This is a genomic window from Mesorhizobium sp. B3-1-6 (genome assembly GCF_006439555.1).
Classification (GTDB): domain Bacteria; phylum Pseudomonadota; class Alphaproteobacteria; order Rhizobiales; family Rhizobiaceae; genus Mesorhizobium.
On sequence record NZ_VFTM01000012.1, the window covers coordinates 1 to 21006 of the forward strand.

At 64.5% G+C, this 21006-nt stretch carries 18 protein-coding genes and 1 pseudogene; 11 read left to right on the forward strand and 8 right to left on the reverse strand.

Going from position 1 to position 21006, the window contains the following annotated elements:
- Positions 1-108: 108 nt before the first annotated feature.
- Entirely contained in the window at positions 109-1083 is a 975-nt protein-coding gene (locus tag FJ414_RS12560) for a WD40 repeat domain-containing protein (RefSeq protein WP_140644701.1), read from the reverse strand.
- A 228-nt stretch (positions 1084-1311) separates the two neighbouring features.
- The gene (locus tag FJ414_RS12565) at positions 1312-2370 is read right to left on the reverse strand and encodes a GTP-binding protein (protein ID WP_140644702.1); all 1059 of its coding nucleotides are present in this window, start codon (positions 2368-2370) and stop codon (positions 1312-1314) included.
- 386 nt (positions 2371-2756) lie between these two features.
- Here FJ414_RS12565 and FJ414_RS12570 point away from each other — a divergent pair, with 386 nt between their 5' ends.
- A complete protein-coding gene (locus FJ414_RS12570; RefSeq protein ID WP_140644703.1) occupies positions 2757-3227 on the forward strand; it encodes a MarR family transcriptional regulator in 471 nt (156 codons plus the stop codon).
- A gap of 218 nt (positions 3228-3445) precedes the next feature.
- On the opposite strand, the gene FJ414_RS12575 is transcribed toward FJ414_RS12570, so the two are convergent.
- A complete protein-coding gene (locus FJ414_RS12575; protein WP_140644704.1) occupies positions 3446-4303 on the reverse strand; it encodes an AraC family transcriptional regulator in 858 nt (285 codons plus the stop codon).
- A 44-nt stretch (positions 4304-4347) separates the two neighbouring features.
- Here FJ414_RS12575 and FJ414_RS12580 point away from each other — a divergent pair, with 44 nt between their 5' ends.
- From FJ414_RS12580 to FJ414_RS12605, 6 genes are all read left to right on the forward strand, one after another.
- Positions 4348-4755, forward strand: a complete 408-nt coding sequence (locus tag FJ414_RS12580; RefSeq protein ID WP_140644705.1) for a DUF2000 family protein — start codon at positions 4348-4350, stop codon at positions 4753-4755.
- A 177-nt stretch (positions 4756-4932) separates the two neighbouring features.
- Positions 4933-5817 carry a DMT family transporter gene (locus FJ414_RS12585; RefSeq protein WP_140644838.1) on the forward strand — a complete coding sequence of 295 codons (885 nt, stop codon included), beginning with the start codon at positions 4933-4935 and terminating at the stop codon, positions 5815-5817.
- A gap of 81 nt (positions 5818-5898) precedes the next feature.
- Positions 5899-6921 (forward strand): LacI family DNA-binding transcriptional regulator, encoded by a 1023-nt coding sequence (locus FJ414_RS12590; RefSeq protein ID WP_140644706.1) that lies wholly within the window; start codon positions 5899-5901, stop codon positions 6919-6921.
- Positions 6918-7901, forward strand: coding sequence for a 2-hydroxyacid dehydrogenase (locus FJ414_RS12595; RefSeq protein ID WP_140644707.1), 984 nt, complete (start codon positions 6918-6920; stop codon positions 7899-7901). The genes FJ414_RS12590 and FJ414_RS12595 overlap by 4 nt, the downstream gene beginning before the upstream one ends.
- A gap of 173 nt (positions 7902-8074) precedes the next feature.
- On the forward strand, positions 8075-8464 hold the full coding sequence (locus FJ414_RS12600; protein ID WP_140644708.1) for a hypothetical protein: 390 nt from the start codon (positions 8075-8077) through the stop codon (positions 8462-8464).
- Between the two features lie 113 nt (positions 8465-8577).
- Entirely contained in the window at positions 8578-9252 is a 675-nt protein-coding gene (locus FJ414_RS12605; protein WP_140644709.1) for an outer membrane protein, read from the forward strand.
- A 39-nt stretch (positions 9253-9291) separates the two neighbouring features.
- On the opposite strand, the gene FJ414_RS12610 is transcribed toward FJ414_RS12605, so the two are convergent.
- On the reverse strand, positions 9292-10065 hold the full coding sequence (locus FJ414_RS12610; RefSeq protein ID WP_140644710.1) for a gamma-glutamyl-gamma-aminobutyrate hydrolase family protein: 774 nt from the start codon (positions 10063-10065) through the stop codon (positions 9292-9294).
- 266 nt (positions 10066-10331) lie between these two features.
- Between FJ414_RS12610 and FJ414_RS12615 the strand changes: the two genes are divergently transcribed.
- Positions 10332-11441, forward strand: coding sequence for a TRAP transporter substrate-binding protein (locus FJ414_RS12615; RefSeq protein ID WP_140644711.1), 1110 nt, complete (start codon positions 10332-10334; stop codon positions 11439-11441).
- A gap of 128 nt (positions 11442-11569) precedes the next feature.
- On the opposite strand, the gene FJ414_RS12620 is transcribed toward FJ414_RS12615, so the two are convergent.
- The 4 genes from FJ414_RS12620 to FJ414_RS12635 form a co-directional block, all read right to left on the reverse strand.
- Entirely contained in the window at positions 11570-12598 is a 1029-nt protein-coding gene (locus FJ414_RS12620; protein WP_140644712.1) for a zinc-dependent alcohol dehydrogenase family protein, read from the reverse strand.
- A 10-nt stretch (positions 12599-12608) separates the two neighbouring features.
- Positions 12609-14393, reverse strand: a complete 1785-nt coding sequence (locus FJ414_RS12625) for a TRAP transporter large permease subunit (protein ID WP_140644839.1) — start codon at positions 14391-14393, stop codon at positions 12609-12611.
- A complete protein-coding gene (locus tag FJ414_RS12630; protein ID WP_140644713.1) occupies positions 14393-14998 on the reverse strand; it encodes a TRAP transporter small permease subunit in 606 nt (201 codons plus the stop codon). The genes FJ414_RS12625 and FJ414_RS12630 overlap by 1 nt, the downstream gene beginning before the upstream one ends.
- 174 nt (positions 14999-15172) lie before the next feature.
- Entirely contained in the window at positions 15173-16078 is a 906-nt protein-coding gene (locus FJ414_RS12635; RefSeq protein WP_140644714.1) for a branched-chain amino acid ABC transporter permease, read from the reverse strand.
- Between the two features lie 95 nt (positions 16079-16173).
- Here FJ414_RS12635 and FJ414_RS12640 point away from each other — a divergent pair, with 95 nt between their 5' ends.
- The 3 genes and pseudogenes from FJ414_RS12640 to FJ414_RS12650 all read left to right on the forward strand — a co-directional run.
- Positions 16174-16782, forward strand: coding sequence for a CGNR zinc finger domain-containing protein (locus FJ414_RS12640; protein WP_140644715.1), 609 nt, complete (start codon positions 16174-16176; stop codon positions 16780-16782).
- Positions 16775-17305 carry a hypothetical protein gene (locus FJ414_RS12645; protein WP_140644716.1) on the forward strand — a complete coding sequence of 177 codons (531 nt, stop codon included), beginning with the start codon at positions 16775-16777 and terminating at the stop codon, positions 17303-17305. Before FJ414_RS12640 ends, FJ414_RS12645 begins: the two co-directional genes overlap by 8 nt.
- Before the next feature lie 204 nt (positions 17306-17509).
- A pseudogene (locus tag FJ414_RS12650) lies at positions 17510-20989 on the forward strand (indolepyruvate ferredoxin oxidoreductase family protein); the annotation flags it as partial.
- Positions 20990-21006 lie beyond the last annotated feature (17 nt).

The window sequence follows — 21006 nt, forward strand, 5'->3', positions numbered from 1 at the left end:
GCAGTAGGCAGTAGGCAGTAGGCAGTAGGCAGTAGGCAGTAGGCAGTAGGCAGTAGGCAGTAGGCAGTAGGCAGTAGGTGCCGTCGTCCCTAAGCTATTCCCTACTGCCTACGCAGCGATATCGATGACCCCGCAATCGCCGGCCGCGCTGCCGAACACGATGCGGCGCTCTTCCTTGTCCCACATCATGGATGTGATGGCGCCCTTGCCGGGGCGGCGCAGCAGCACTTCCTTGGCGTCGGCGAAGCGCGCCGCGATCACCATGCCGTCTTCGTAGCCGATCGCCACGACATCCTGGCTCGGATGGCAGGCAACGCATGTCACCATGGTGTTGCCGCGCGTGCCGAGCTCCAGCGGCGCCTTGCCCATCGGCCCGTCTTTGCTGGCGAAGGGCCAGACGATCGCCGCCGGCGCGCCCGAGCTCGCCAGCCATTTGCCCTTCACGCTCCAGGACAGGCTTTTCACCTTGCCCGGATAGCCGCTCATGCGCATGTGCTTGCCGTCGGCAAGCTTCCAGCCATGCAGCGCGTTTTCCTGCATGGTGGTGACGAGGAAGGCGCCGTCCGGCGAAAAGATGATGCCGGTATGGGCGCCGGCCCATTCGAGCTCCACCGGCTTGCCCTCGGCGGCCGGGAAATGCAGCGTCGCGCCATTGTAGCGGGCGACGCCGAAACGCATGCCCTTGGGCGAGAAGGCGAGCCCCTCCACCGAGCGCGGATGGTTAAATTCCTTGATCTTGCCGTCGGCGAAACGCACGAAGGCGGTCTTGCCCGAGGCATAGGCGATAGCGCCCTGCGGCCCCGAGGCGACGCTGGTGATCCACTTTTTGCCGGCGCTGGCCAGTTCGTCCACCTCGCCACCGGCCTTCACGGCAAACACCTTGCCGTCCTCGCCGCCGGTGATCAGCCGGTCGTTGGCCGCGTCGTGGAAGGTGGCAAGCAGGCCGTCATTGGCCTGCACCGTCTTTTGTCCATTGTCCAACCGGTGGATCGCGCCATCGGCCAAAGCGAAATGCGGCACGTCGTTGAGGAACACGGCCGCAACGCAATGGCCTTCGAGATCAAGCGGGGCGACTGTGGGCATGCAAGCGGTCCGTTCGAGATTAGCCAGCGCGGCTGGGTGTGGTTCCACCTTCTCCCCTTGTGGGAGAAGGTGGATTGGCGCGTAGCGCCAAGACGGATGAGGGGTGGGTGACGGATCGCCGTCGCTGCCAAGCTGGAGCACCCTCATCCGACCTCGCTTCGCGAGGCCACCTTCTCCCACAAGGAGAGAAGGACGAAGGGGCAGCGCTAGCGCCTGAAAGTCAGGAAATCAAGCCGCTTGGCAGGCTTCAAAACTCTTGCGCAACCGCTCGGCGTCGAGATCGCGGCCGATGAAGACCAGCCGGCTTTCGTGTTTCTCGCCGTCCTTCCATGCGCGCTGGTGATCGCCCTCGAGGATCATGTGCACGCCTTGCAGCACATAGCGGTCCTCGTCGCCCTTCAGCGCGATGATGCCCTTCAGCCGCAGGATGTTAGGCCCTTCCATCTGGGTCACTTTCTCGATCCAGGGGAAGAATTTCTTCGGGTCCATCTCGCCGCCGCGCAGCGACACCGACTTCACCGTCACGTCGTGGATGTCGGAGGCATGGTGGTGATGGTGATGATCGTGGCCGTCATGATGATGATGGTCGTGGTCGCAGTCCGGCCCGCATTCATGGTCGTGATCGTGGTCGTCCGCGTCGAGGAAGTGCGGATCGTTCTCCAGCGCGCGCGACAGGTCGAAGGCGCCGCGGTCGAGCACTTCGCTAAGCGCCACGCCGGAGCGCTGGGTGCGATGGATCCTGGCCGCCGGGTTGATGGCGCGGATCGTCGCTTCGACCTTTTCCAGCTCTTCGGGCGTGACGAGGTCGGTCTTGTTCAGCACCACCACGTCGGCGAAGGCGATCTGGTCCTCGGCCTCCTTGGAATCCTTCAAGCGCAGCGGCAGGTGCTTGGCGTCGACCAGCGCCACAACCGCGTCGAGCTTGGTCTTGGTGCGCACGTCGTCGTCCATGAAGAAGGTTTGCGCCACCGGCACCGGATCGGCGAGGCCGGTGGTCTCGACGACGATGGCATCGAAGCGGCCAGGCCGTTTCATCAGGCCTTCGACGACACGGATCAGGTCGCCGCGCACCGTACAGCACACGCAGCCATTGTTCATCTCGTAGATTTCCTCGTCGGATTCGACGATCAGGTCGTTGTCGATGCCGATCTCGCCGAACTCGTTGACGATGACGGCGTAGCGCTTGCCGTGATTCTCCGACAGGATGCGGTTGAGCAGCGTCGTCTTGCCCGCGCCGAGATAGCCGGTGAGAACGGTTACGGGGATTTGCGTCTGTGTGTCGCTCATGGTTTGCCTCGAAAATCTTGGCCTCGAAAATCTTGGATTGTCGGCCTCATATAGGATGGGTGCCGCGCTTTTGCACGCGCCAAACCGATGGACCAGGCCGGCCCCTAGGCGGGATGGCGCCAAGCGCGGATCAGCGGCGGCCGAGGCGGGCCAAACTCAGGAGCCGCGCGGGCGCCCAATGGCCTTCACCAGCGTCCGCTGTGAATCTCTCCGGCGCAAAAGTCGTTTGTCATCTAACTGAAATAAACATCTGGCATCACCTGCGCGGGCACCGCAATGCTTGCCGGCAAAGCGTTCTGCAAGCCGGACTCTTTAGATCGTCATTTGCCAGCCGTCGGACAGCCTCTACGCTTGCCCGCGCCGGTTCGGCCGAAGAGGGAACGACCATGGCCAAGGCGGACAAGACAGCGACAATGAGCCGGCTGCATTCGGCGGCAAGGCTGGCGCGCACGGCGCTCGCCGCGCGGCTTCTGGCGCACGGCTTCTACGCCGGCCAGGACCAGATCATGCTGGCGCTCGACCGCGAGGACGGCCAGACCCCAGGCAATCTCGCCGGCCGGCTCGGCGTGCGCCCGCCGACCATCACCAAGACCATCAACCGGCTGCAGGCCCAGGGTTTCCTCGAAAAGCGCGCCTCCAACGCCGATGCCCGGCAGGCCCATATCTTCCTCACCGAGTCCGGCCGCGAAACCATCCGCGCCATCGAGAAGTCGGTCAAGAAGACCGAGAAGCAGGCGCTGAAGGGCCTCGACAAGAAGGACCAGAAAGCGCTGTTCAAGCTGCTCGCCCGTATCGAGGCGAACCTGTCGAACGAAGACCTGGTGCTTATGGACGACGACGCGGAGTTGGATGAATAAGCGCGACGCGTAAGCGTCGTCGCTCAACCGCGAGACGGTCCCATTAACGAGCGACGCGCAAGCGTCGTCTCGAGCGACCTAAGCGCGATGCACAGCATCGTCGCTCCACGCACCACCCAAGCATCGGCGGCTTAGCGGAAAGGCGACGATGCTGCGCATCGCGCCTGAGGGCCATCACCGGACGTCTCGCCGTTGAGCGACGATGCTGCGCATCGCGCTTACGCGCTTACCAGCGCCGCCCAGCGTCCTGGCGTCAATCCAAACGCCTTCTTGAAATGCCGGTTGAAATGGCTCTGGTCGCTGAAGCCGGCGGCAGCGGCGATCTCCGCCAGCGCCTCTCCTTCGGCGATCATCCGTCGCGCCCTTTGCAGTCTCCGCATCAGCAGGAAGCGATGCGGGCTGGTCGAATAGGTGGCGCGAAAATGGCGCGACAGCGCGTAACGGTCGAGGCCGGTGACGGCTTCCAGCTCATCGGAGCGCACCGGCCGCTCGGCATTTTCCTCCAGATAGTCGCGGGCAAGCGCGGCGGCGCGCCATGCGGTCTTGCCTGTCGACTTTGCCGGCTGTCCGGCGTGGCGTTTCAGCTGTTGCGCCAGCTGCGCAACGAAATCCGCCACGAACAGGTCGCCGAGTGCTTCGTCCAGCGGCGCCAGCGCCGACAACAGCGTGTCGCGCAGCGCCGGATCGTCGACCACGGCGTCACGGACGAAAGGCAGCGGCTCGCCGCCGAGGCAGTCGAGCAGCAGGGACGGCTCCAGATACAGGATCCTGTAGCGCAGGCCGTCTTCCGTTCCGGCGCCGCCATCGTGCAATTCGTCCGGGTGCAGCACGATCGCCTGGCCCGGCAGGCTGTGTTGCAGCGCGCCGCGATAATGGAAGCGCTGCACGCCGTGTAACGTCACGCCAATGGCATAGGTGTCGTGCCGGTGCAGCTCGAAGGCATTGCCGTGGAAGCGCGCCTCGATGCGTTCGAGGCCCGAGCCGCCCGGCGCCGAAACGATGCGATCGCCGTTGGCCGCATCCGCGCACGAACGTTCAAGACCTGCTTTCGCTTCTTCGCCTAGAGCCTGCGCCATCGCCTTTCCCGCCTGTCACGGGCCGTCTCGGAGTCTCAATCTTGGTGTTCGATACGAAAATTGCAATTGTCCTGAGAGAGGACCTGCCGGTGTGGCAGAAGCTCAACGTCACCGCGTTCCTGACCAGCGGCATCGTCGCGCAGTTCCCCGAAATCATCGGCGAGGCTTACCGCGACCGCGCCGGCAACCTCTACAACCCGATGTCGATCCAGCCGGTCATCGTCCTCTCCGCCGATGCGGCGACGCTGGGCACGATCCATCGCCGGGCATTGGAGCGCGGCGTGACGATGTCCGCCTATGTCGAGGAGATGTTTTCGACCGGCCATGATGTCGCCAATCGCGCCGTCTTCGCCGAATTCGCGCCGGACGATGCCAAGATCGTCGGCATCGCCTTGCGCGGCGACAAAAAGCTCGTCGACAAGATAACCAAGGGCGCCCGCATGCATGGCTGAACGCCGGGGCGTTGTTGCAGTGGCCGCTTTTGGTCCGGCCACGTCGGACAATTGCCTTGCCGGCAGGCTTTGATTGCCGCAAAGGTGGGCTTCCGCCTTTGTTTTCCTTTCGGCCTGAATTTGTCTGTTTCCCGAACCCAAGACGACAGCGCAACGCCGCCCGCAGCGATGCTTCTGATGCTTTGCGTCTATGTCTGCTTCACCTTTCTCGACACCTCCAGCAAATATCTGGTGCTGGCCGGCGTCTCGGCGCTGATCGTCGCCTGGACCCGTTTCACCGTGCATGTGCTGTTGGTCGGCCTTTTCCTGCGCGGCTGGCGCGAGCCGGCACGTTTTCGCGCCAACAACCTGCCGGCGCATATCTTGCGCGGATGCATGCTTTTCGGCTCGACCATGTTCAACATCCTGGCACTCAAGACGCTGCAGCTGGCGGAGACCACGTCGATCTATTTCTTCGGCCCGATGGTCATCACCGCGCTTGCCGGGCCGCTGCTCGGCGAATGGGCGGGCTGGCGGCGCTGGCTGGCGATCCTCGCCGGCCTTGTCGGTGTTCTGATCATCACCCGGCCCGGCGTGGGCGTGTTCGGCATCGGCCATCTATTCGCGCTCTGCTCGATGCTGTCGAACAGTTTCTACGTCATCATGACGCGGCGCATGTCGGCGACGGAAACGTCGGAAAGCCTGATCCTGTTCTCGGCGCTGGCGCCGTCGGTGCTGCTGGCTCCGATGCTTGCCTTCTCGCCTGCGCTGCCGCACGGCGGCTTTCAATGGTTCGTCGTCCTGATGCTGGGCGTCTTCGGGGCGGGCGGCCACTATTTGCTGGTCCGGGCCTATCGTCTGGCGACCACGACGCAGCTCGCGCCCTATCCCTATTCGCAGATGGTGTGGATGATCATTTCCGGCTGGCTGATCTTCCACCAGTTCCCCGATCGCTGGACGTTGCTGGGTGCTGCCATCATCGTTGCCAGCGGCCTCTACATCATCCACCGCGAGCACCGGCTTCGCGTCCGCAACTCCGCCTCGCTCGACACCGAAGCCGAGGCGCTGGCGAAAAAACTTTGATTTACGCCGAATCCGGTGGCATAAGGCCGTTTTAAAAAATTTAAAGATTTTGAATCCAAGGACCCTGGGGAGCGAAGGGCACTGGCACAGAAGATCAAGCTTTCGACGATCGCGGATGCGCTCGGCGTCTCCACGGCAACGGTATCGCTGGCGCTGCGCGACAGCCCGCTGGTCGCCGGCGCCACGCGCGAGCGCATCAAGGAGCACGCCCGCGCCATCGGCTATATCTACAACCGCCGCGCCGCCTCGCTGCGCACCTCGCGCTCCGGCATCGTCGGCGTCGTCGTGCACGACATCATGAATCCGTTCTTCGCCGAGATCCTGCGCTCGATCGAAAGCGAGCTCGACCGCAGCCGCCAGACCTTCATCCTGTCCAACCACTACGACCAGTTGGAAAAGCAGCGCACCTTCATCGACACGCTGCTGCAGCTCGGCGCCGACGGCGTCATCATGTCGCCGGCTATCGGCACGCCGGCCGAGGACATCATCATGGCCGAGGAAAACGGCCTGCCGGCGGTGCTGATCGCGCGCACCGTCGCCGGCGCCGACGTGCCTGTGTTCCGCGGCGACGATGCCTATGGCACCGCACTTGCCACCAATCATCTGATCTCGCTCGGCCACAAGCGCATCGCCATGGTCGGCGGCACCGACCAGACCTCGACCGGCCGCGACCGCTACCAGGGCTATCTCAACGCGATGGAGGCGGCCGGCCTGGAAGTGAAGCCGTCCTGGCGCATCCCTGGCCCGCGCACCAAGCAGGCGGGGTTCGAGGCCGCGGGACAGTTTCTGGCGCTGAAGGACAGGCCCACCGCCGCCTGCTGCTGGAATGATCTGGTCGCGATCGGGCTGATGAACGGCATCGCGCGCGCCGGCCTTGTGCCGGGCGTCGATATCTCCGTGACCGGCTATGATGATCTCGAGGAGGCGGCGATCGCGACGCCGGCCCTGACCACGGTCTGGAACGGTCAGCGCGAGGTCGGCCGCCGCGCCGCGAGCGCCTTGCTCGACAAATTGAACGGGCAGGCGGTGCGGCCCTCGCAGGAGCTGATCAAGCCGGAATTGCACGTGCGGCAGTCGACCGGCAAGCCGGTGGAGCGTGCATGACCAAGGCCGAAGGAAAATTGCCGGTCGCCATCCTGGTGCCGGGCGATTTCAACGACCATGCCGTTGGCCGCATCGACAAGGCGTTCAAGCTTGTGCGGATCGAACGCGCCGACCCTGGGCTGGTGACGGACGAGATGCGCGCCACGGTGCGTGGCATCGCCTCCTATGCAGGCATCGACGCGGCGATGATCGACGCGCTGCCCGATCTCGAGATCATCGCCAGCTTCGGCGTCGGCTATGATTCGGTCGACGCCAATCACGCGGCCAAGCGCGGCGTCATGGTCACCAACACGCCCGACGTCTTGACCGAGGAGGTCGCCGACACCGCCATCGGCCTTTTAATCAACACCGTGCGCGAGCTCTACGCCGCGGAGAAATGGCTGCGCGATGACGACTGGGTGGAGAAGGGCAATTATCGCCTGAGCCGGCTTACCTTGCGCGGCCGCAGCATTGGCATTTTCGGCATGGGCCGCATCGGCCGTGCCGTCGCCCGTCGCCTTGAAGCCTTCGGCCTGCCGATCGCTTACCACAACCGCCGCAAGGTCGAAGGCCTGCCTTACGAATATCATGCCACGCTGAAAGGCCTCGCCGAAGCCGTCGACACGCTGATCTGCATTGCCCCGGGCGGGGCCGCCACGGAGAAAGCGATCAATGCCGCGATCCTGTCGGCGCTGGGTTCGAACGGCGTTTTGGTCAACATCGGCCGCGGCTCGACGGTGGATGAGGCGGCGCTGGCCGCCGCCCTCGAGAGCGGCACCATCGCGGCCGCCGGGCTCGACGTCTTTGCCGATGAGCCGAACGTGCCGCAGGCTCTGCTCGACGCTCCCAACACCTCGCTTCTGCCGCATGTCGGCTCGGCGTCGGACCACACCCGCCGCGCCATGGCCGATCTGTGCGTCGACAATCTCGTCGCCTGGTTCACCGAGCGCCGGCCGCTGACGTCGGTGCCTGAGACGCTCAACGTCAAGGCGCGCGTCTGAAGCGTTTCGCCGTTTCATGGAAACGGCGAACGGCCTATCTCTTTGTTTTGGTGCAATTCCGGACGGAAACCCGACCTGGAATTGCTCCAATCCGCACACGTCGCCACATCTATTAACGCCCAGTTAACCCTTTGGAATGATTCTGCATATCTGGTTATGTGCGGAGAGACAGGGTGAAGCTGTTCGTTGGCTTGGTGGCGTCGGTCGCGTTGTTCGGGGGCGTTCAGTTCCTGCATGGCGGCAACGGCCAAAGCGTGGCCACGGAAGTTGCCCCGACAAACACTTACCGGCTGACCGCCAATGGCGATGAGGCGGCCTGCGCCATCCACCGCGGCGCCGAAGTCTCGGACGGTCTGTCGTTGCTTTCCGTCGCCCCGAACTGCCGCAAGCTGATGCCTGGCATCGAGCACGCGAAATTCTGGCGCGAACAGACCGACGGCTCGGTCGCCTTCAGCGAGAACGGCATCGATCCGATCGTCGCCTTCGGCGTTGCCGATGGCGACGGTTATGAATCCTACGCGCCGGCCGCGCCGCTTCTGGCGCTGACAGGTGACGGCCGGTAATCCCAAGGCGTGGTCTTTTTGCAACTTCGGATAGGAAAGCATCCCCGATGTGCTTGCCTGTCTTGCAATGCAACCAAAGTGGAATAAGTTCGTCGTGGCTTTGGGGTGCTTAAATGAAGTCCTTTCTTCTTGCTTCGACCATTATCGCCTTGTTTCCGGCCAGCGCTTTCGCCGCCGACGTGCTTTCTCCTGCTGCTCCGGCAGCTTATGAGTGGAGCGGTTTCTATGCCGGTGTTCAACTCGGCTATGGCTGGGGAAAAGTCGATAGTCACGATTCCTCGATAGCCACTGGCGCTTCCGACTGGGCCGACTCCTGGAACAGCAACGGCGTCCTCGGCGGTATTCATGTCGGCTACAACCAGGCTTACGATCAATTCGTTCTTGGCGCCGAAGCCGACATCGAAGCCTCGGGAATGAGCGGCTCGGTGGATTCGGCCTTTGCAGGCAACATCAAGACCAGGATCGACGTGCAGGGGTCGCTGCGAGCGCGCCTTGGCTATGCGATGGGGCCGGCCCTCCTTTACGCCACGGGCGGTCTCGCCGTCGCTCACTTCGACACCAAATATGATGATGGCGGAACGACTGACAGCTCATCCAACACCAAGGCCGGGTGGACGATGGGCGCTGGCGTCGAATATGCATTCGCACCGAACTGGACGACGCGCGTCGAGTATCGCTACAGCGATTTCGGCAAATTCACCGACAATCCGGCAACCGATAGCAGCTTCCTGTACCCGACGCATGTGACTACAAACGCCGTGCGCGTCGGCTTCAGCTACAAGTTCTGATCTGAATGGTGGAAGGCGGCGCTTCAAGCGCCGCTATCTCTATTCTGCTGCGGCGCGGGCGCCTGCCCTTGCTGCCGCATGCAGGCGCGCGGCATCGCCGAAAGCCTTGAAGATCTTGGCGGAATTGCTGTCCGACTTCACCCAGTATTCGGGGTGCCATTGCACGCCGATCGCGAAGGCGCGGGCATCCTTGACGGAGACAGCTTCGATCGTGCCGTCGCTAGCCAAAGCCTCGACCTGGAGCCTGGGGCCTAGCAGGTCGATCGCCTGGCGATGCAGGGAATTCACCTTGATTTCACCGGCGCCGAACACGCCGGCAAGGCAGCTTCCGGGCTTGATCGAAATCGTCTGGTGGATGCCGAAGCGCTCGTCCTGATTGTCGCTCACCGGCGCGCGGTGGTCGAGCGAGCCCTCGCGCTCCTGGATCTCGGTGCCCAGCGTGCCGCCGAGCGCGACGTTCAGCTCCTGGATGCCGCGGCAGATGGCTAAAAGCGGCACGCCGCGCTCGAGTGCCTTGCGGATCAGTGGCAGCGTGGTGGCATCGCGTGCCGGATCGTAAGGACCGTTGGCCTCGCTCGGGTCCCCGCCATAGAGCAAGGGATGCACATTGGACTTCGAGCCGGTCACCATGACGCCGTCGACCGAGGACAGCAATTCGTCGAGGTCGAGCCGATCGCCGAAGGACGGCACCAGCAAGGGAAACACGCCGGCGCCCGCGACTGCGGCTTCCAGATATTGCTGGGGGGCTGCGTGCCAGGTGTAATTGTCGAACTGGCGGACGTCGGTCGAGACGGCGACGAGCGGCTGCTGCATTTTGGGTTTGGTTTCCATCAGGCCAAGGAATTGTTCTGCCTATAAAATAAGCGATCCGTCGCGGCTTTTCCATGGCAAGTTTGGCCGCCTCGCATAGGCCAGCGAAGAGAACGTTAGACTATAGTTGCAGGCGGTTGCGGAATGGCGGCAACCTCGGCCCGCGGCGCTGGACTCGACTTCTTGCCTGTGTATGTTTCTCCCCCAACCGATCCGGGCACCGAGGATGCCCTCGCATCGGTCAGCTGATCCGCAAGGGAGGAAACTTAATGGATCGTCGTTCGTTCATTCGCAAGGCCGGCGCGTCCGGCGTGGGCGCCGCCGCAGCGGCCGCGGCACTTGCCACGCCGGCCATTGCCCAGTCCAACCCGAAAGTGACCTGGCGGCTTGCGTCATCCTTCCCGAAGTCGCTCGACACGATCTATGGCGGCGCTGAAGTCTTCTCCAAGATGCTGTCTGAGGCGACCGACGGCAATTTCCAGATCCAGGTCTTCGCTTCGGGCGAGCTGGTGCCCGGCCTGCAGGCCGCCGACGCTGCCGCCGCCGGCACCGTCGAGGCGGCGCATACGGTCGCCTATTATTACTGGGGCAAGGATCCCACCTGGGCGCTCGGTGCCGCCGTGCCGTTCTCGCTCAACGCGCGCGGCATGAATGCCTGGCACTATCATGGCGGCGGCATCGACCTGTTCAACGAATTCCTCGGGGCGCAAGGGTTGTTCGGCCTGCCGGGCGGCAACACCGGCGTCCAGATGGGCGGCTGGTTCCGCAAGGAAATCAACAGCGTCGCCGATCTGTCGGGCCTCAAGATGCGCATCGGCGGCTTTGCCGGCAAGGTCGTCGAGAAGCTCGGCGTGGTGCCGCAGCAGATCGCCGGCGGCGACATCTACCCGGCACTGGAAAAGGGCACCATCGACGCCGCCGAATGGGTCGGCCCCTATGACGACGAGAAGCTCGGCTTCTACAAGGTCGCGCCCTATTACTACTATCCCGGCTGGTGGGAAGGCGGCCCGACCGTCCACCTGCTCTTCAACAAGGCAAAATACGAAGAACTTTCGCCGACTTACAAATCGCTGGTGCGCACCGCGGCGCAGGCCGCGGACGCCAATATGCTGCAGAAATACGACTATGTGAATCCGCCGGCGGTGCGGCGGCTGGTGGCTGGCGGCGCCAAGCTCAGGCCGTTCAGCCAGGAGATCATGGCCGCCTGTTTCGAGAAGGCCAACGAGGTCTATGCCGAGATGGAATCCAACAATGCGCCGTTCAAGAAGATCTGGGAATCGATCAAGGCCTTCCGCAAGGAGCACTATCTCTGGGCCCAGGTCGCTGAATACAATTACGACACCTTCATGATGGTGCAGCAGCGCAACGGCAAGCTGTAGGCCCAATCCCTTGTCCCCGTCACTATACGGGGACAAGGTCCCGGCAGGGGATGAGGGGCGGCGCTGGCTTCGGCAGTTTAGAAATTCCCCCTGGAGAGAGGCGCTGGGGGCACAAACGATGGAAGGTCTTACCCTCGGCCCGGCATCACCAGCACCTTGACTTCGCCCGGCGCCGGCGGGTTGGCGATCACCTGGGGCGCTTCCTCCAGACTGACCTGCTTCGAGATCAGCCGGTCGATCTCGATCGCGCCGGAGGCGATCAGCTGAGCCGCCCGGCCATGCGTGAACGGGTTGAGGAAGGAACCCAGCACTTTCAATTCCCTGAACAGCAGATCGAACGGCTCGATCTCCACCTTCATGCCCTGCGGCACGACGCCGACGATGACGACCGTGCCGCCGGCACGAGCCATCCGCAGCGACTGCTCCACCGTGTCGCGCACGCCGGCGCATTCCAGCACCACATCGACGCCGCCGGGCGCCAGGCCGTTCGGCCCGGCGACGCCCGCGATTGGATCGCTGGCGCTTGGATCGATCGTCGCGGTCGCGCCAAGTTGTTCGGCCAGCGCTCGGCGCGAGGCCTGCCTGGTCGACAGGATGATGGTCGTCGCCCCCGCGAGCTTGGCCAACTGAACGACAAGCAGGCCGATGACGCCGCCGCCGAGCACCGCCACCGACGAACCCGGCCGGATCGCGGCAAGGTCGATGCCGTGCAGGCAGCAGGCCAGCGGTTCGCAGAAGGCGCCATGCGTTGGCTTGAGATTTGCCGGCAGCCGGAAGGCCTGCTTCTGCGGCATCAGCACATAGTCGGCAAAGCCGCCGTCGCGGTGGATGCCGATGGCGCTCAGATTGCTGCACAGATTGACGCGGCCGGCATGGCAGTGGGCGCAGCGCCCGCAGGCGATGTTGGGATCGCCGGTGACGCGGTCGCCGACGACAATGCCTGACACCGCCTCGCCGACGGCTTCGACGATGCCGGAGAATTCATGGCCGAGCGTCACCGGCGGCGTGCAGGGAAATTCGCCATGGAAAAGGTGCCGGTCGGTGCCGCAGACGCCGCAGGCCTCGATGCGCACGAGAACGTCTTCCGGCCCGGGAACGGGTTTGGGGACCTCTCGCAACCCTATGCTGCCCACTGCCTCCAACCGTATGGCTCTCATGGCGATAACCTCAATTGAATTTGGGCGGCTGCGAGAGATCGGGCGCGGGGGCCGGCTTGGCCGGCGCGTCGCCGAAGCTCGGCGGCTGTGACAGGTCGGGCGTGCTGGGCGCCGCCGGCGCGCCGCCCTTGGCCGGAGCCGCGCCATTGTCCGCCGGCGGCGTGCCGAGCGGCGACAGCGAAGGCATGTCGGGCAGCTTGAGGTCGATGGTGCTTGGCTCCATCGCGGGACTTTTATAGCGCATGACCATCTGCGGGAAGGCGATGGTGAGCCCGATCATGATCACCTGGATCAGGACGAACGGCACGGCGCCCCAATAGATCTGGCCGGTGGTAACCGGCGCGACCTGCTTGCCGGTGATCCTGTCGAGGTACGGCACGCGGGCCGCGACCGAGCGCAGGTAGAACAGCGCGAAACCGAAGGGCGGATGCATGAAGCTCGTCTGCATGTTGACACCGAGCAGCACGCCGAACCAGATCAGGTCGATGCCGAGCTTGTCCGCGGCCGGCGCCAAGAGCGGCACGATGATGAAGGCGAGCTCGAAGAAATCGAGGAAGAAGGCGAGCACGAAGACCAGGATGTTGACGCCGATCAGGAAGCCGGTCTCGCCGCCCGGCAGCGAGGTCAGCAGATGCTCGACCCAGATATGGCCGTTGACGCCGTAGAAGGTGAGCGAGAACACGCGCGCGCCGATCAGGATGAACAGCACGAAGGCGGAAAGCCTGGTTGTCGAAGCCAGCGCCTGATTGACGACGTCCATCGTCAGGCGGCCCTTCATCGCTGCCATGATGAGCGCGCCGACGGCGCCCATGGCGCCGCCTTCGGTCGGCGTGGCGATGCCGAGGAAGATCGTGCCCAGCACCAGGAAGATCAGCGCCAGCGGCGGGATCAGCACGATCACCACCTGCTGCGCCAGCTTGGACATGAGGTTGAGTCCCAGCCGCTGGTCCGCGATGGCGACGACATAGATGACGATGACGCCGACGGCGAAGCCGAGGATATCGGCATTGTCGCCGTGATTCGGCGCAAGGTAGCGATAGGCCGCGTAGGAAATCGCGCCCGTCACCAAAAGTGCGACCAGCAGAGATATCACGCCGTGGCCGAGGGTACGGGCTTCGAGCGGCAGCGCCGGCATCGAGTTCGGCCGGACGATCGACATGATCAGGATGTAGAGCATGTAGATGCCGGTCAGCACGAGGCCAGGGATCAACGCGCCGGCGTACATGTCGCCGACGGAGCGTCCCAGCTGGTCGGCGAGCACGATCAGCACCAGCGATGGCGGGATGATCTGCGCCAGCGTGCCGGAGGCGGCGATGACGCCGGAAGCCACGCGGCGGTCATAGCCGTAGCGCAGCATAATCGGCAGCGAGATCAGTCCCATGGCGATGACGGAAGCGGCGACCACGCCGGTCGTGGCGGCAAGCAGCGCGCCGACAAAGACCACCGCATAGGCAAGCCCGCCGCGGATCGGCCCGAACAGCTGGCCGATCGTGTCGAGCAGGTCCTCGGCCATGCCGGACCGTTCGAGCACAATGCCCATGAAGGTGAAGAAGGGTATCGCCAGCAGCGTGTCGTTGGACATCACCCTGGTGCCGTAGAAATTGTCCGGCAGCGCATGCAGCAGTGGCCACGCAAGGTTGATCGACCCGCCTGAATAGGGCGAGACCAGCACGCCGATGAAGAAGAACAGCAAGCCGTTGGCGGCGAGCGAGAAGGCGACGGGGTAGCCGATCAAAAGAAAGATGACCAGCGAGGCGAACATGATCGGCGCCATGTTCTGCGCAATGAATTCGATCACGGACGGACCTCGCCCGCGATCGCCTTGGCTTCTTCGGCCAGCGCTTCGGCCTCGAGCTTGGCCTGGTCATGCGCCGACACGAAGGGATTGGGATCGTCCATGTCGCCGCGCATGATGGCGATCTTCTTGATGATCTCGGAAACTCCTTGCAGCGCGAGCAGGAAGAAACCGACCAGAAGGATGGCCTTGGCCGGCCACACGATCAGCCCGCCGGCATTGGTCGACATCTCGCCGCTGCGGAAGGACAGCGACACATAGGGTACGAAATAGATCACCATCAGCACCACGAAGGGCATCAGGAAGAACAGGTGGCCGAGGAGGTCGATCCAGTGCTGCGCGCGCCGCGAGAGCATGCCGTAGACAATGTCGATGCGGATATGGTCGTTCTGCTTCAGCGTGTAGGCGGCGGCCAGCATGAAAGCGCCGCCGAACAGGTACCACTGCAACTCCAGCCACGCGTTGGAGGACGTGTCGAACATCTTGCGGATGACGGCATTGCCGGCGCTCACCAGGATCGCGAGCAGAATCAGCCAGGAGACCCAGCGGCCGATGAACTCGTTGATGCGGTCGATCGTCCTGGATAGAGCGAGCAGCCCTGCCATGCATATCCTCCCTGGCCATGCGGCGCGCCCGATTCCCCCTCCGGTGTCGCGTCGCTTGGCCCAACGGTATGCAGTGCGTGGTCCGGCAGGTCAACATGACAGGCAGGACGAAGCGGGCACGGCGGCGGAAACCCCACAGGCTCACCGAACGTCATGCAACCAAAGTCGGATGGTTCAGGCGATCTTGGCCTGGTCGCGCCCGGCGCCGATCAGCACCAGCATGGCGACGAGGAAGAGATAGATCCAGGCGTCGCGCCATTCGAGCGGGAAATAGCCGGCCCAAAGCGATTCCGCCATGCCGAAAGCCGCGGCGCCAAGAGCCGCCTTGAGCGGTGACAGATAGCCCCCGACCGCCGTCACGAACAGGATCTTAAGGCCGTAAATCAGCCCGGTGCCGAAGGAGACATTGCCGTAATAGAGGCCGGCAAGCACGCCGGCCAGGGCGGCGCATAAGCCGCCGAACAGCACGGCAAGGCGGAACACAGCGCGCACATCGACACCGCACATCGCCGCCGCTTTTGGATCGTCGGAGACGGCGCGCCAGGCGCGGCCGAAGCGCGAATGCGAAAACAGCCAGGCCGCCAGCGCCACCACCGCGATCACGCCCGCGCAATCGAGCAGCTGGATGACGGTGAGCGTGACCTTGAAGCCGTCGCCCTCAGCGAAGATCACGGGGTTGGCGAGCATCGGCGGCAGCCAGAGATCGTGCGTGTCGGCGGCGATGCGGCTCGCCTCAGACAGGAAGAGCAGGATGCCGAGCGTCGTCACCACGATGGCGTTGGGCGAGCGGTCGGCGAGCCTCTCGAAAACGCTGCGCGACAACACGTGGCTGATCAGCGCCGCATAGAGAACAACCGCGACCACGCCGAGCGCCACAGCGGCGGCCAGCGTCAGCCACAGCGCCTGGTAGCCGAAAGCGGCGGTCAGGATCATCGTCTGGCCGCAAAAGGCGAACAGCGCGCCATAGGCGAGGTTGGTCCGATGCAGGATGCCGTTGGTCAGCACATAGCCGAAGGCGAGCAGCGCATAGAGCGCGCCCGAATGCAGCCCGTTCAGCACCTGCTGGAAGAAATAGAGCATGCGGCATCCCACGGGTCGCATGACGCGGCCCTGCATGGACCGTTGCATTCGGAATCTAACTTGTCAAATGCGTTTTATCGGTTAGATTCCCGCGCATGACAGTCTCCTGGACCCCGCACCGTTTCACCGGTGGCATCCTTGCGCTCGATACGGCGAACACCGTCGTATTGCGCAACGATCCGGAAAAAACCTTCGACCGTTTCGACGACCCGGCCGAGATCGCCCGTTTCGCCGAGGCGGCGAGCGGCTTTCGCGCCGCCGAGCTCGGCGGCCGGCGGCTGCGGGCACCGGAGCCGGGCGAGATAAAGCAAGCCGTCATCTCGATTCGCGAAACGACCGATCGGCTGTTTCGCCACGCCGTGTCGAACGGCGCGCTTGCGACCAGCCACCTGCCTGATTTCCTCACGGCCTGTGCAAGCGGCCTGTCCGGCAGCGAGACCGAGATCGGAACGCCTGGCCAGCCTTTCGGCGATCCGCAAACGCCGATCGCCTTCGAGGCGGCTTTGGCCGTTTCGGCCCTGTCGCTGCTGCGCGACGAAACGGTGGCGAGGCTGAGGATCTGTCCCAATTGCAGCTGGCTGTTCGTCGACCGCAGCCGCAACGCCAGCCGCCTCTGGTGCGACATGGCCGTTTGCGGCAACCGCCAGAAGGCAAACCGCTATTACCGCCGCCGTACAGCGGCTAGGGAGGTCAGCAATGCTTAGGAAATTGTCGCGTTCGGCTCTGGTCGGCGCCGCCTTGATCGCGGCATTCGCGCTCGGCGCCTGCCGCGACACCGGCAACGACCAGCTCTTTGCCATCTCCGGCAAGCTGTTCGAGTTCAATTACCGGCTGGCCATCGCCACCTATGTCATCACGCTGAAGCCGCTGCGCCCGATGGCCGACGGCCAGGTCGCGGTGGTGAGCTTCCAGAACCCGGCCGGCGGCGACCCGCTCGTCGTCAACCAGAAGATCTGGCCGAAGCTGCCCCACATCACGCTCACCAGTCCACCGCTCTCCTGCGTGGTCAAGGACAAGCCCTACAGCGTCTCGATCCGCATTGAGGATGCGAGCGGCACGTTGCTGCAGAGCATCGACACCACCATGACCTCGTCGGAGGACCAGACCATGCTGCCGGACCGGCCGCTGGTGATCGGGCCGAACTACGAGCTGAATTCCGATCTGGCCGGCCATCCCGACGGCAGGCTGCCGGGCGAACCGAAGCCGGATTGCTCGAAAGCGACCTGAAACGCCGGCGCTCGCGCGAAATTTTTATTCCTCAGGAAGCGGTTAGCATGATCTTGTATGCGCCGCCGGCCACTCGCCAGACCGTTTGTTGCGTGTTATCTGGCTCCTGCGATTTTGTTTGACCTCTCCCGCAAGGGAAGAAAGACTGCGGCGTCCCACTCCGACGTTGGCTGCCTGATTTGAGGCGCGCCTCCGCAGAGGAAATACCTGATGACGCTGCACGACGTCGCGCTCGACGACAAGTTCGACCTTGGCAAGGAGAGCGTCTTCCTGTCCGGCGCGCAGGCGGTCGTGCGCATGCTTCTGATGCAGCGCGAGCGTGACCGCCGCGCCGGCCTCAACACGGCAGGCTTCGTCTCCGGCTACCGCGGCTCGCCGCTTGGCGGCCTCGACATGCAGCTGTGGCGGGCCAAGAAGCAGCTCGCGCAAGCCGACATCGTCTTCCAGCCCGGCCTTAACGAGGAGCTCGCCGCCACCGCCTGCTGGGGCTCGCAGCAGACAGAATTGCTGGGCGAGGGCACGCATGACGGCGTCTTTTCGGTCTGGTACGGCAAGGGGCCGGGCGTCGACCGTTCCGGCGACGTCTTCCGCCACGCCAATCTAGCCGGCTCGTCGAAGCATGGCGGCGTGCTCGCCCTGATGGGCGACGACCATATGGCCGAATCCTCGACCAACGCGCATGCCACCGAATTCCTGTTCGTCGACACCATGGTGCCGATCCTCAATCCGGCCGGCGTCCAGGAGATCATCGACTACGGCCTCTACGGCTTTGCCATGTCGCGCTTTGCCGGCACCTGGGCGGCGATCAAATGCGTCAAGGACAACATCGAATCGACGGCCTCGGTCGACGCCTCGATCGAGCGTCTGGGCATCGTCATTCCCGAATTCGACATGCCGCCGGGCGGGCTCAACATCCGCCACGAGATCGACATGCTCGGCCAGGAAGAGCGGCTGCATGAATATAAGCGCGCCGCCGCTTCGGCCTTCATCCAGGCCAATGGTCTCAACCGCGTCGTCTATTCCGGCGGCCGCAATCCCAAGCTCGGCATCATCACCATCGGCAAGAGCTATCTCGATGTCCGCCAGGCGCTGGAGGATATCGGCATCGACGAACAGGCCGCCAACCGCATCGGCATCCGCCTGTTCAAGGTCGGCTGCCCGTGGCCGCTCGATTTCCAGCATATCGCCGAGTTCGCCCGCGGCCTCGACACCATCGTCGTCGTCGAGGAAAAGCGCTCGCTGATCGAGGTCCAGCTGCGCGAGAACCTCTACGGCACCGCCACCCAGCCGGTGATCGTCGGCAAGAAGGACGAGCGCGGCGATTGGCTGTTTCCGGCCAAGGGCGCGCTCGACCCCAACGAGATCGCCATCGCGCTCGGCGAGCGCATCCTGCGCACCATCGGCCCGTCGGAGGAGATCGCCGCGCGGGTGGCGAAGCTGCGCCAGTTCCAGGCGATGCTCGCCGACACCGTCGATATCGGTTCGCGCACGCCCTTCTTCTGCTCGGGCTGTCCGCACAATTCCTCGACCAAGGTGCCGGACGGCTCGATCGCCGCCGCCGGCATCGGCTGCCATTTCATGGCGCTGTGGATGGACAGGAACACCGTCGGCTTCACCGCCATGGGCGGCGAGGGCGCGCAATGGGTCGGCCAGGCGCCGTTCTCGAAGCGCGGCCACATCTTCCAGAACCTCGGCGACGGCACCTACAACCATTCCGGCGTGCTGGCGATCCGCTTCGCGCTGTCCTCCGGCGCCAACATCACCTACAAGATCCTCTACAACGACGCGGTGGCGATGACCGGCGGCCAGCCGCATGAGGGTGGCCTGACCGTCGACATGATCGCGAGACAAGTGCGCGCCGAGGGCGTCGACCGCATCGCCGTCGTCACCGACGAGCCGGACAAATATGCCGGCAAGGCCGATTTCCCGGCCGGCATCAGCATCCATCACCGTGACGACCTCGATCTCGTCCAGCGCGAATTGCGCGACGTGCAGGGCGTTTCGGTGCTCATCTACGACCAGACCTGTGCCGCCGAAAAGCGCCGGCGCCGCAAGCGCGGCACCTTTCCCGATCCCGACAAGCGCGTCTTCATCAACGAACTGGTCTGCGAAGGCTGCGGCGATTGCGGCGTGCAGTCGAACTGCGTCTCCATCCAGCCGGTCGAGACTGAATTCGGCCGCAAGCGCCGGATCGACCAGTCGAGCTGCAACAAGGATTTTTCCTGCCTCAACGGTTTCTGCCCGTCCTTCGTCACCGTGCATGGCGGCAAGATCAGGAAGGCCGAAGGCATTGCCGGCAGGGCCGATCCTCTCGACGGCGTGCCCGCGCCGGCTGAGTTCCGCATGGGCAACCAGGGCTGGGCGGCGATCATCGACGGCGTCGGTGGCACCGGCGTCGTCACCGTCGGCGCGGTGCTTGGCATGGCCGCGCATCTGGAAGGCAAGGGCTGCGGCATGATCGACATGGCGGGCCTCGCCCAGAAGGGCGGCTCGGTCTTCACCCATGTCCGCATCGCCCCGACGCCCGAAGACATCCACGCCATTCGCGTTTCAGCCGGCAAGGCCGACCTCGTGCTCGGCTGCGACCTCGTCGTCTCCGGCGCCAAGAAGGTGCTGGGCGCGGTGCGCGAGGGCCACACGATCTTCCTCGCCAATACTGCCGAGATCATGCCTGGCGAATTCACCCGTTCCGCCGACTTCTCTCTGCCGGTCGAGCGGCTGAAGAAGGCGATCCGGGCGGCTGCCGGCGACGACAAGGCGCATTTCTTCGACGCAACCCGCACCGCGACCGCGCTGTTCGGCAATTCGCTCGGCGCCAACATGTTCATGCTCGGCTTCGCCTTCCAGCATGGCGGCCTGCCGCTTTCGGCGGAAGCGGTTGAAAAGGCGATAGAATTGAACGGCGAAGCGGTGGCGATGAATATCGCCGCCTTCCGCTGGGGCCGCCGCGCCGCGCATCAGCCCGATTTCGTGCGTGGCCTGGTCGCCCAAACCGGCAAGCCGGCGTCAAAACCGGCCGAGACACTGGACGATGTGATCGCCCGCCGCGTCGCCTTCCTTACCGCCTATCAGAACGCCGCCTATGCCAGGCGCTACGCCGACCGCGTGGCGACGTTGCGCGCCGCCGAAGCCAAGGCCGTGCCCGGCTCGTCCGTGGTGACCGAGGCCGTCGCCAGGAACCTCTTCAAGCTGATGGCGATCAAGGACGAGTACGAGGTGGCGCGGCTCTACACCGACGGCACTTTCGCCGCCGACCTTGCCAAGCAGTTCCAGAGCTACGACAAGCTCGAGTTCCATCTCGCGCCGCCGATCCTCGGGCGGCGCGGCAATGACGGCAAGCCCCGGAAATCGAGCTTCGGCCCATGGATGATGAAGGGTTTCCGGCTGCTGGCGGCGATGAAGGGCCTGCGCGGAACCGCCTTCGACCTTTTCGGCTACACGGCCGAGCGGCGCATCGAGCGGCAGTCGCTGAGGCAGTACGAGGCCGATCTTGACCTGATCGCCGGCGCGCTGGCGCCGGGCAGGGTGGAAGCCGCGACGGCTCTGGCCTCCGTGCCGGCGCTCATCCGCGGCTACGGCCACGTCCGGCAGGCCAGCGCCGACAAGGCGGCGGGCGAGCGCTCGCGACTGATCGAGCGTCTGGCTCAGGCTCCGGCGGAGCCGGCGCTTCGGGCAGCGGAATGATCGCGCCAGCGCGTTGA

Excerpts from the sequence above, each read along its gene's own strand:
- FJ414_RS12560 (WP_140644701.1), bottom strand. The coding sequence starts at position 1,083 with ATGCCCACAGTCGCCCCGCTTGATCTCGAAGGCCATTGCGTTGCGGCC.
- FJ414_RS12565 (WP_140644702.1), bottom strand. The coding sequence starts at position 2,370 with ATGAGCGACACACAGACGCAAATCCCCGTAACCGTTCTCACCGGCTAT.
- FJ414_RS12570 (WP_140644703.1), top strand. The coding sequence starts at position 2,757 with ATGGCCAAGGCGGACAAGACAGCGACAATGAGCCGGCTGCATTCGGCG.
- FJ414_RS12575 (WP_140644704.1), bottom strand. The coding sequence starts at position 4,303 with ATGGCGCAGGCTCTAGGCGAAGAAGCGAAAGCAGGTCTTGAACGTTCG.
- FJ414_RS12585 (WP_140644838.1), top strand. The coding sequence starts at position 4,933 with ATGCTTTGCGTCTATGTCTGCTTCACCTTTCTCGACACCTCCAGCAAA.
- FJ414_RS12595 (WP_140644707.1), top strand. The coding sequence starts at position 6,918 with ATGACCAAGGCCGAAGGAAAATTGCCGGTCGCCATCCTGGTGCCGGGC.
- FJ414_RS12605 (WP_140644709.1), top strand. The coding sequence starts at position 8,578 with ATGAAGTCCTTTCTTCTTGCTTCGACCATTATCGCCTTGTTTCCGGCC.
- FJ414_RS12610 (WP_140644710.1), bottom strand. The coding sequence starts at position 10,065 with ATGCAGCAGCCGCTCGTCGCCGTCTCGACCGACGTCCGCCAGTTCGAC.
- FJ414_RS12615 (WP_140644711.1), top strand. The coding sequence starts at position 10,332 with ATGGATCGTCGTTCGTTCATTCGCAAGGCCGGCGCGTCCGGCGTGGGC.
- FJ414_RS12620 (WP_140644712.1), bottom strand. The coding sequence starts at position 12,598 with ATGAGAGCCATACGGTTGGAGGCAGTGGGCAGCATAGGGTTGCGAGAG.
- FJ414_RS12630 (WP_140644713.1), bottom strand. The coding sequence starts at position 14,998 with ATGGCAGGGCTGCTCGCTCTATCCAGGACGATCGACCGCATCAACGAG.
- FJ414_RS12635 (WP_140644714.1), bottom strand. The coding sequence starts at position 16,078 with ATGCTCTATTTCTTCCAGCAGGTGCTGAACGGGCTGCATTCGGGCGCG.
- FJ414_RS12640 (WP_140644715.1), top strand. The coding sequence starts at position 16,174 with ATGACAGTCTCCTGGACCCCGCACCGTTTCACCGGTGGCATCCTTGCG.
- FJ414_RS12645 (WP_140644716.1), top strand. The coding sequence starts at position 16,775 with ATGCTTAGGAAATTGTCGCGTTCGGCTCTGGTCGGCGCCGCCTTGATC.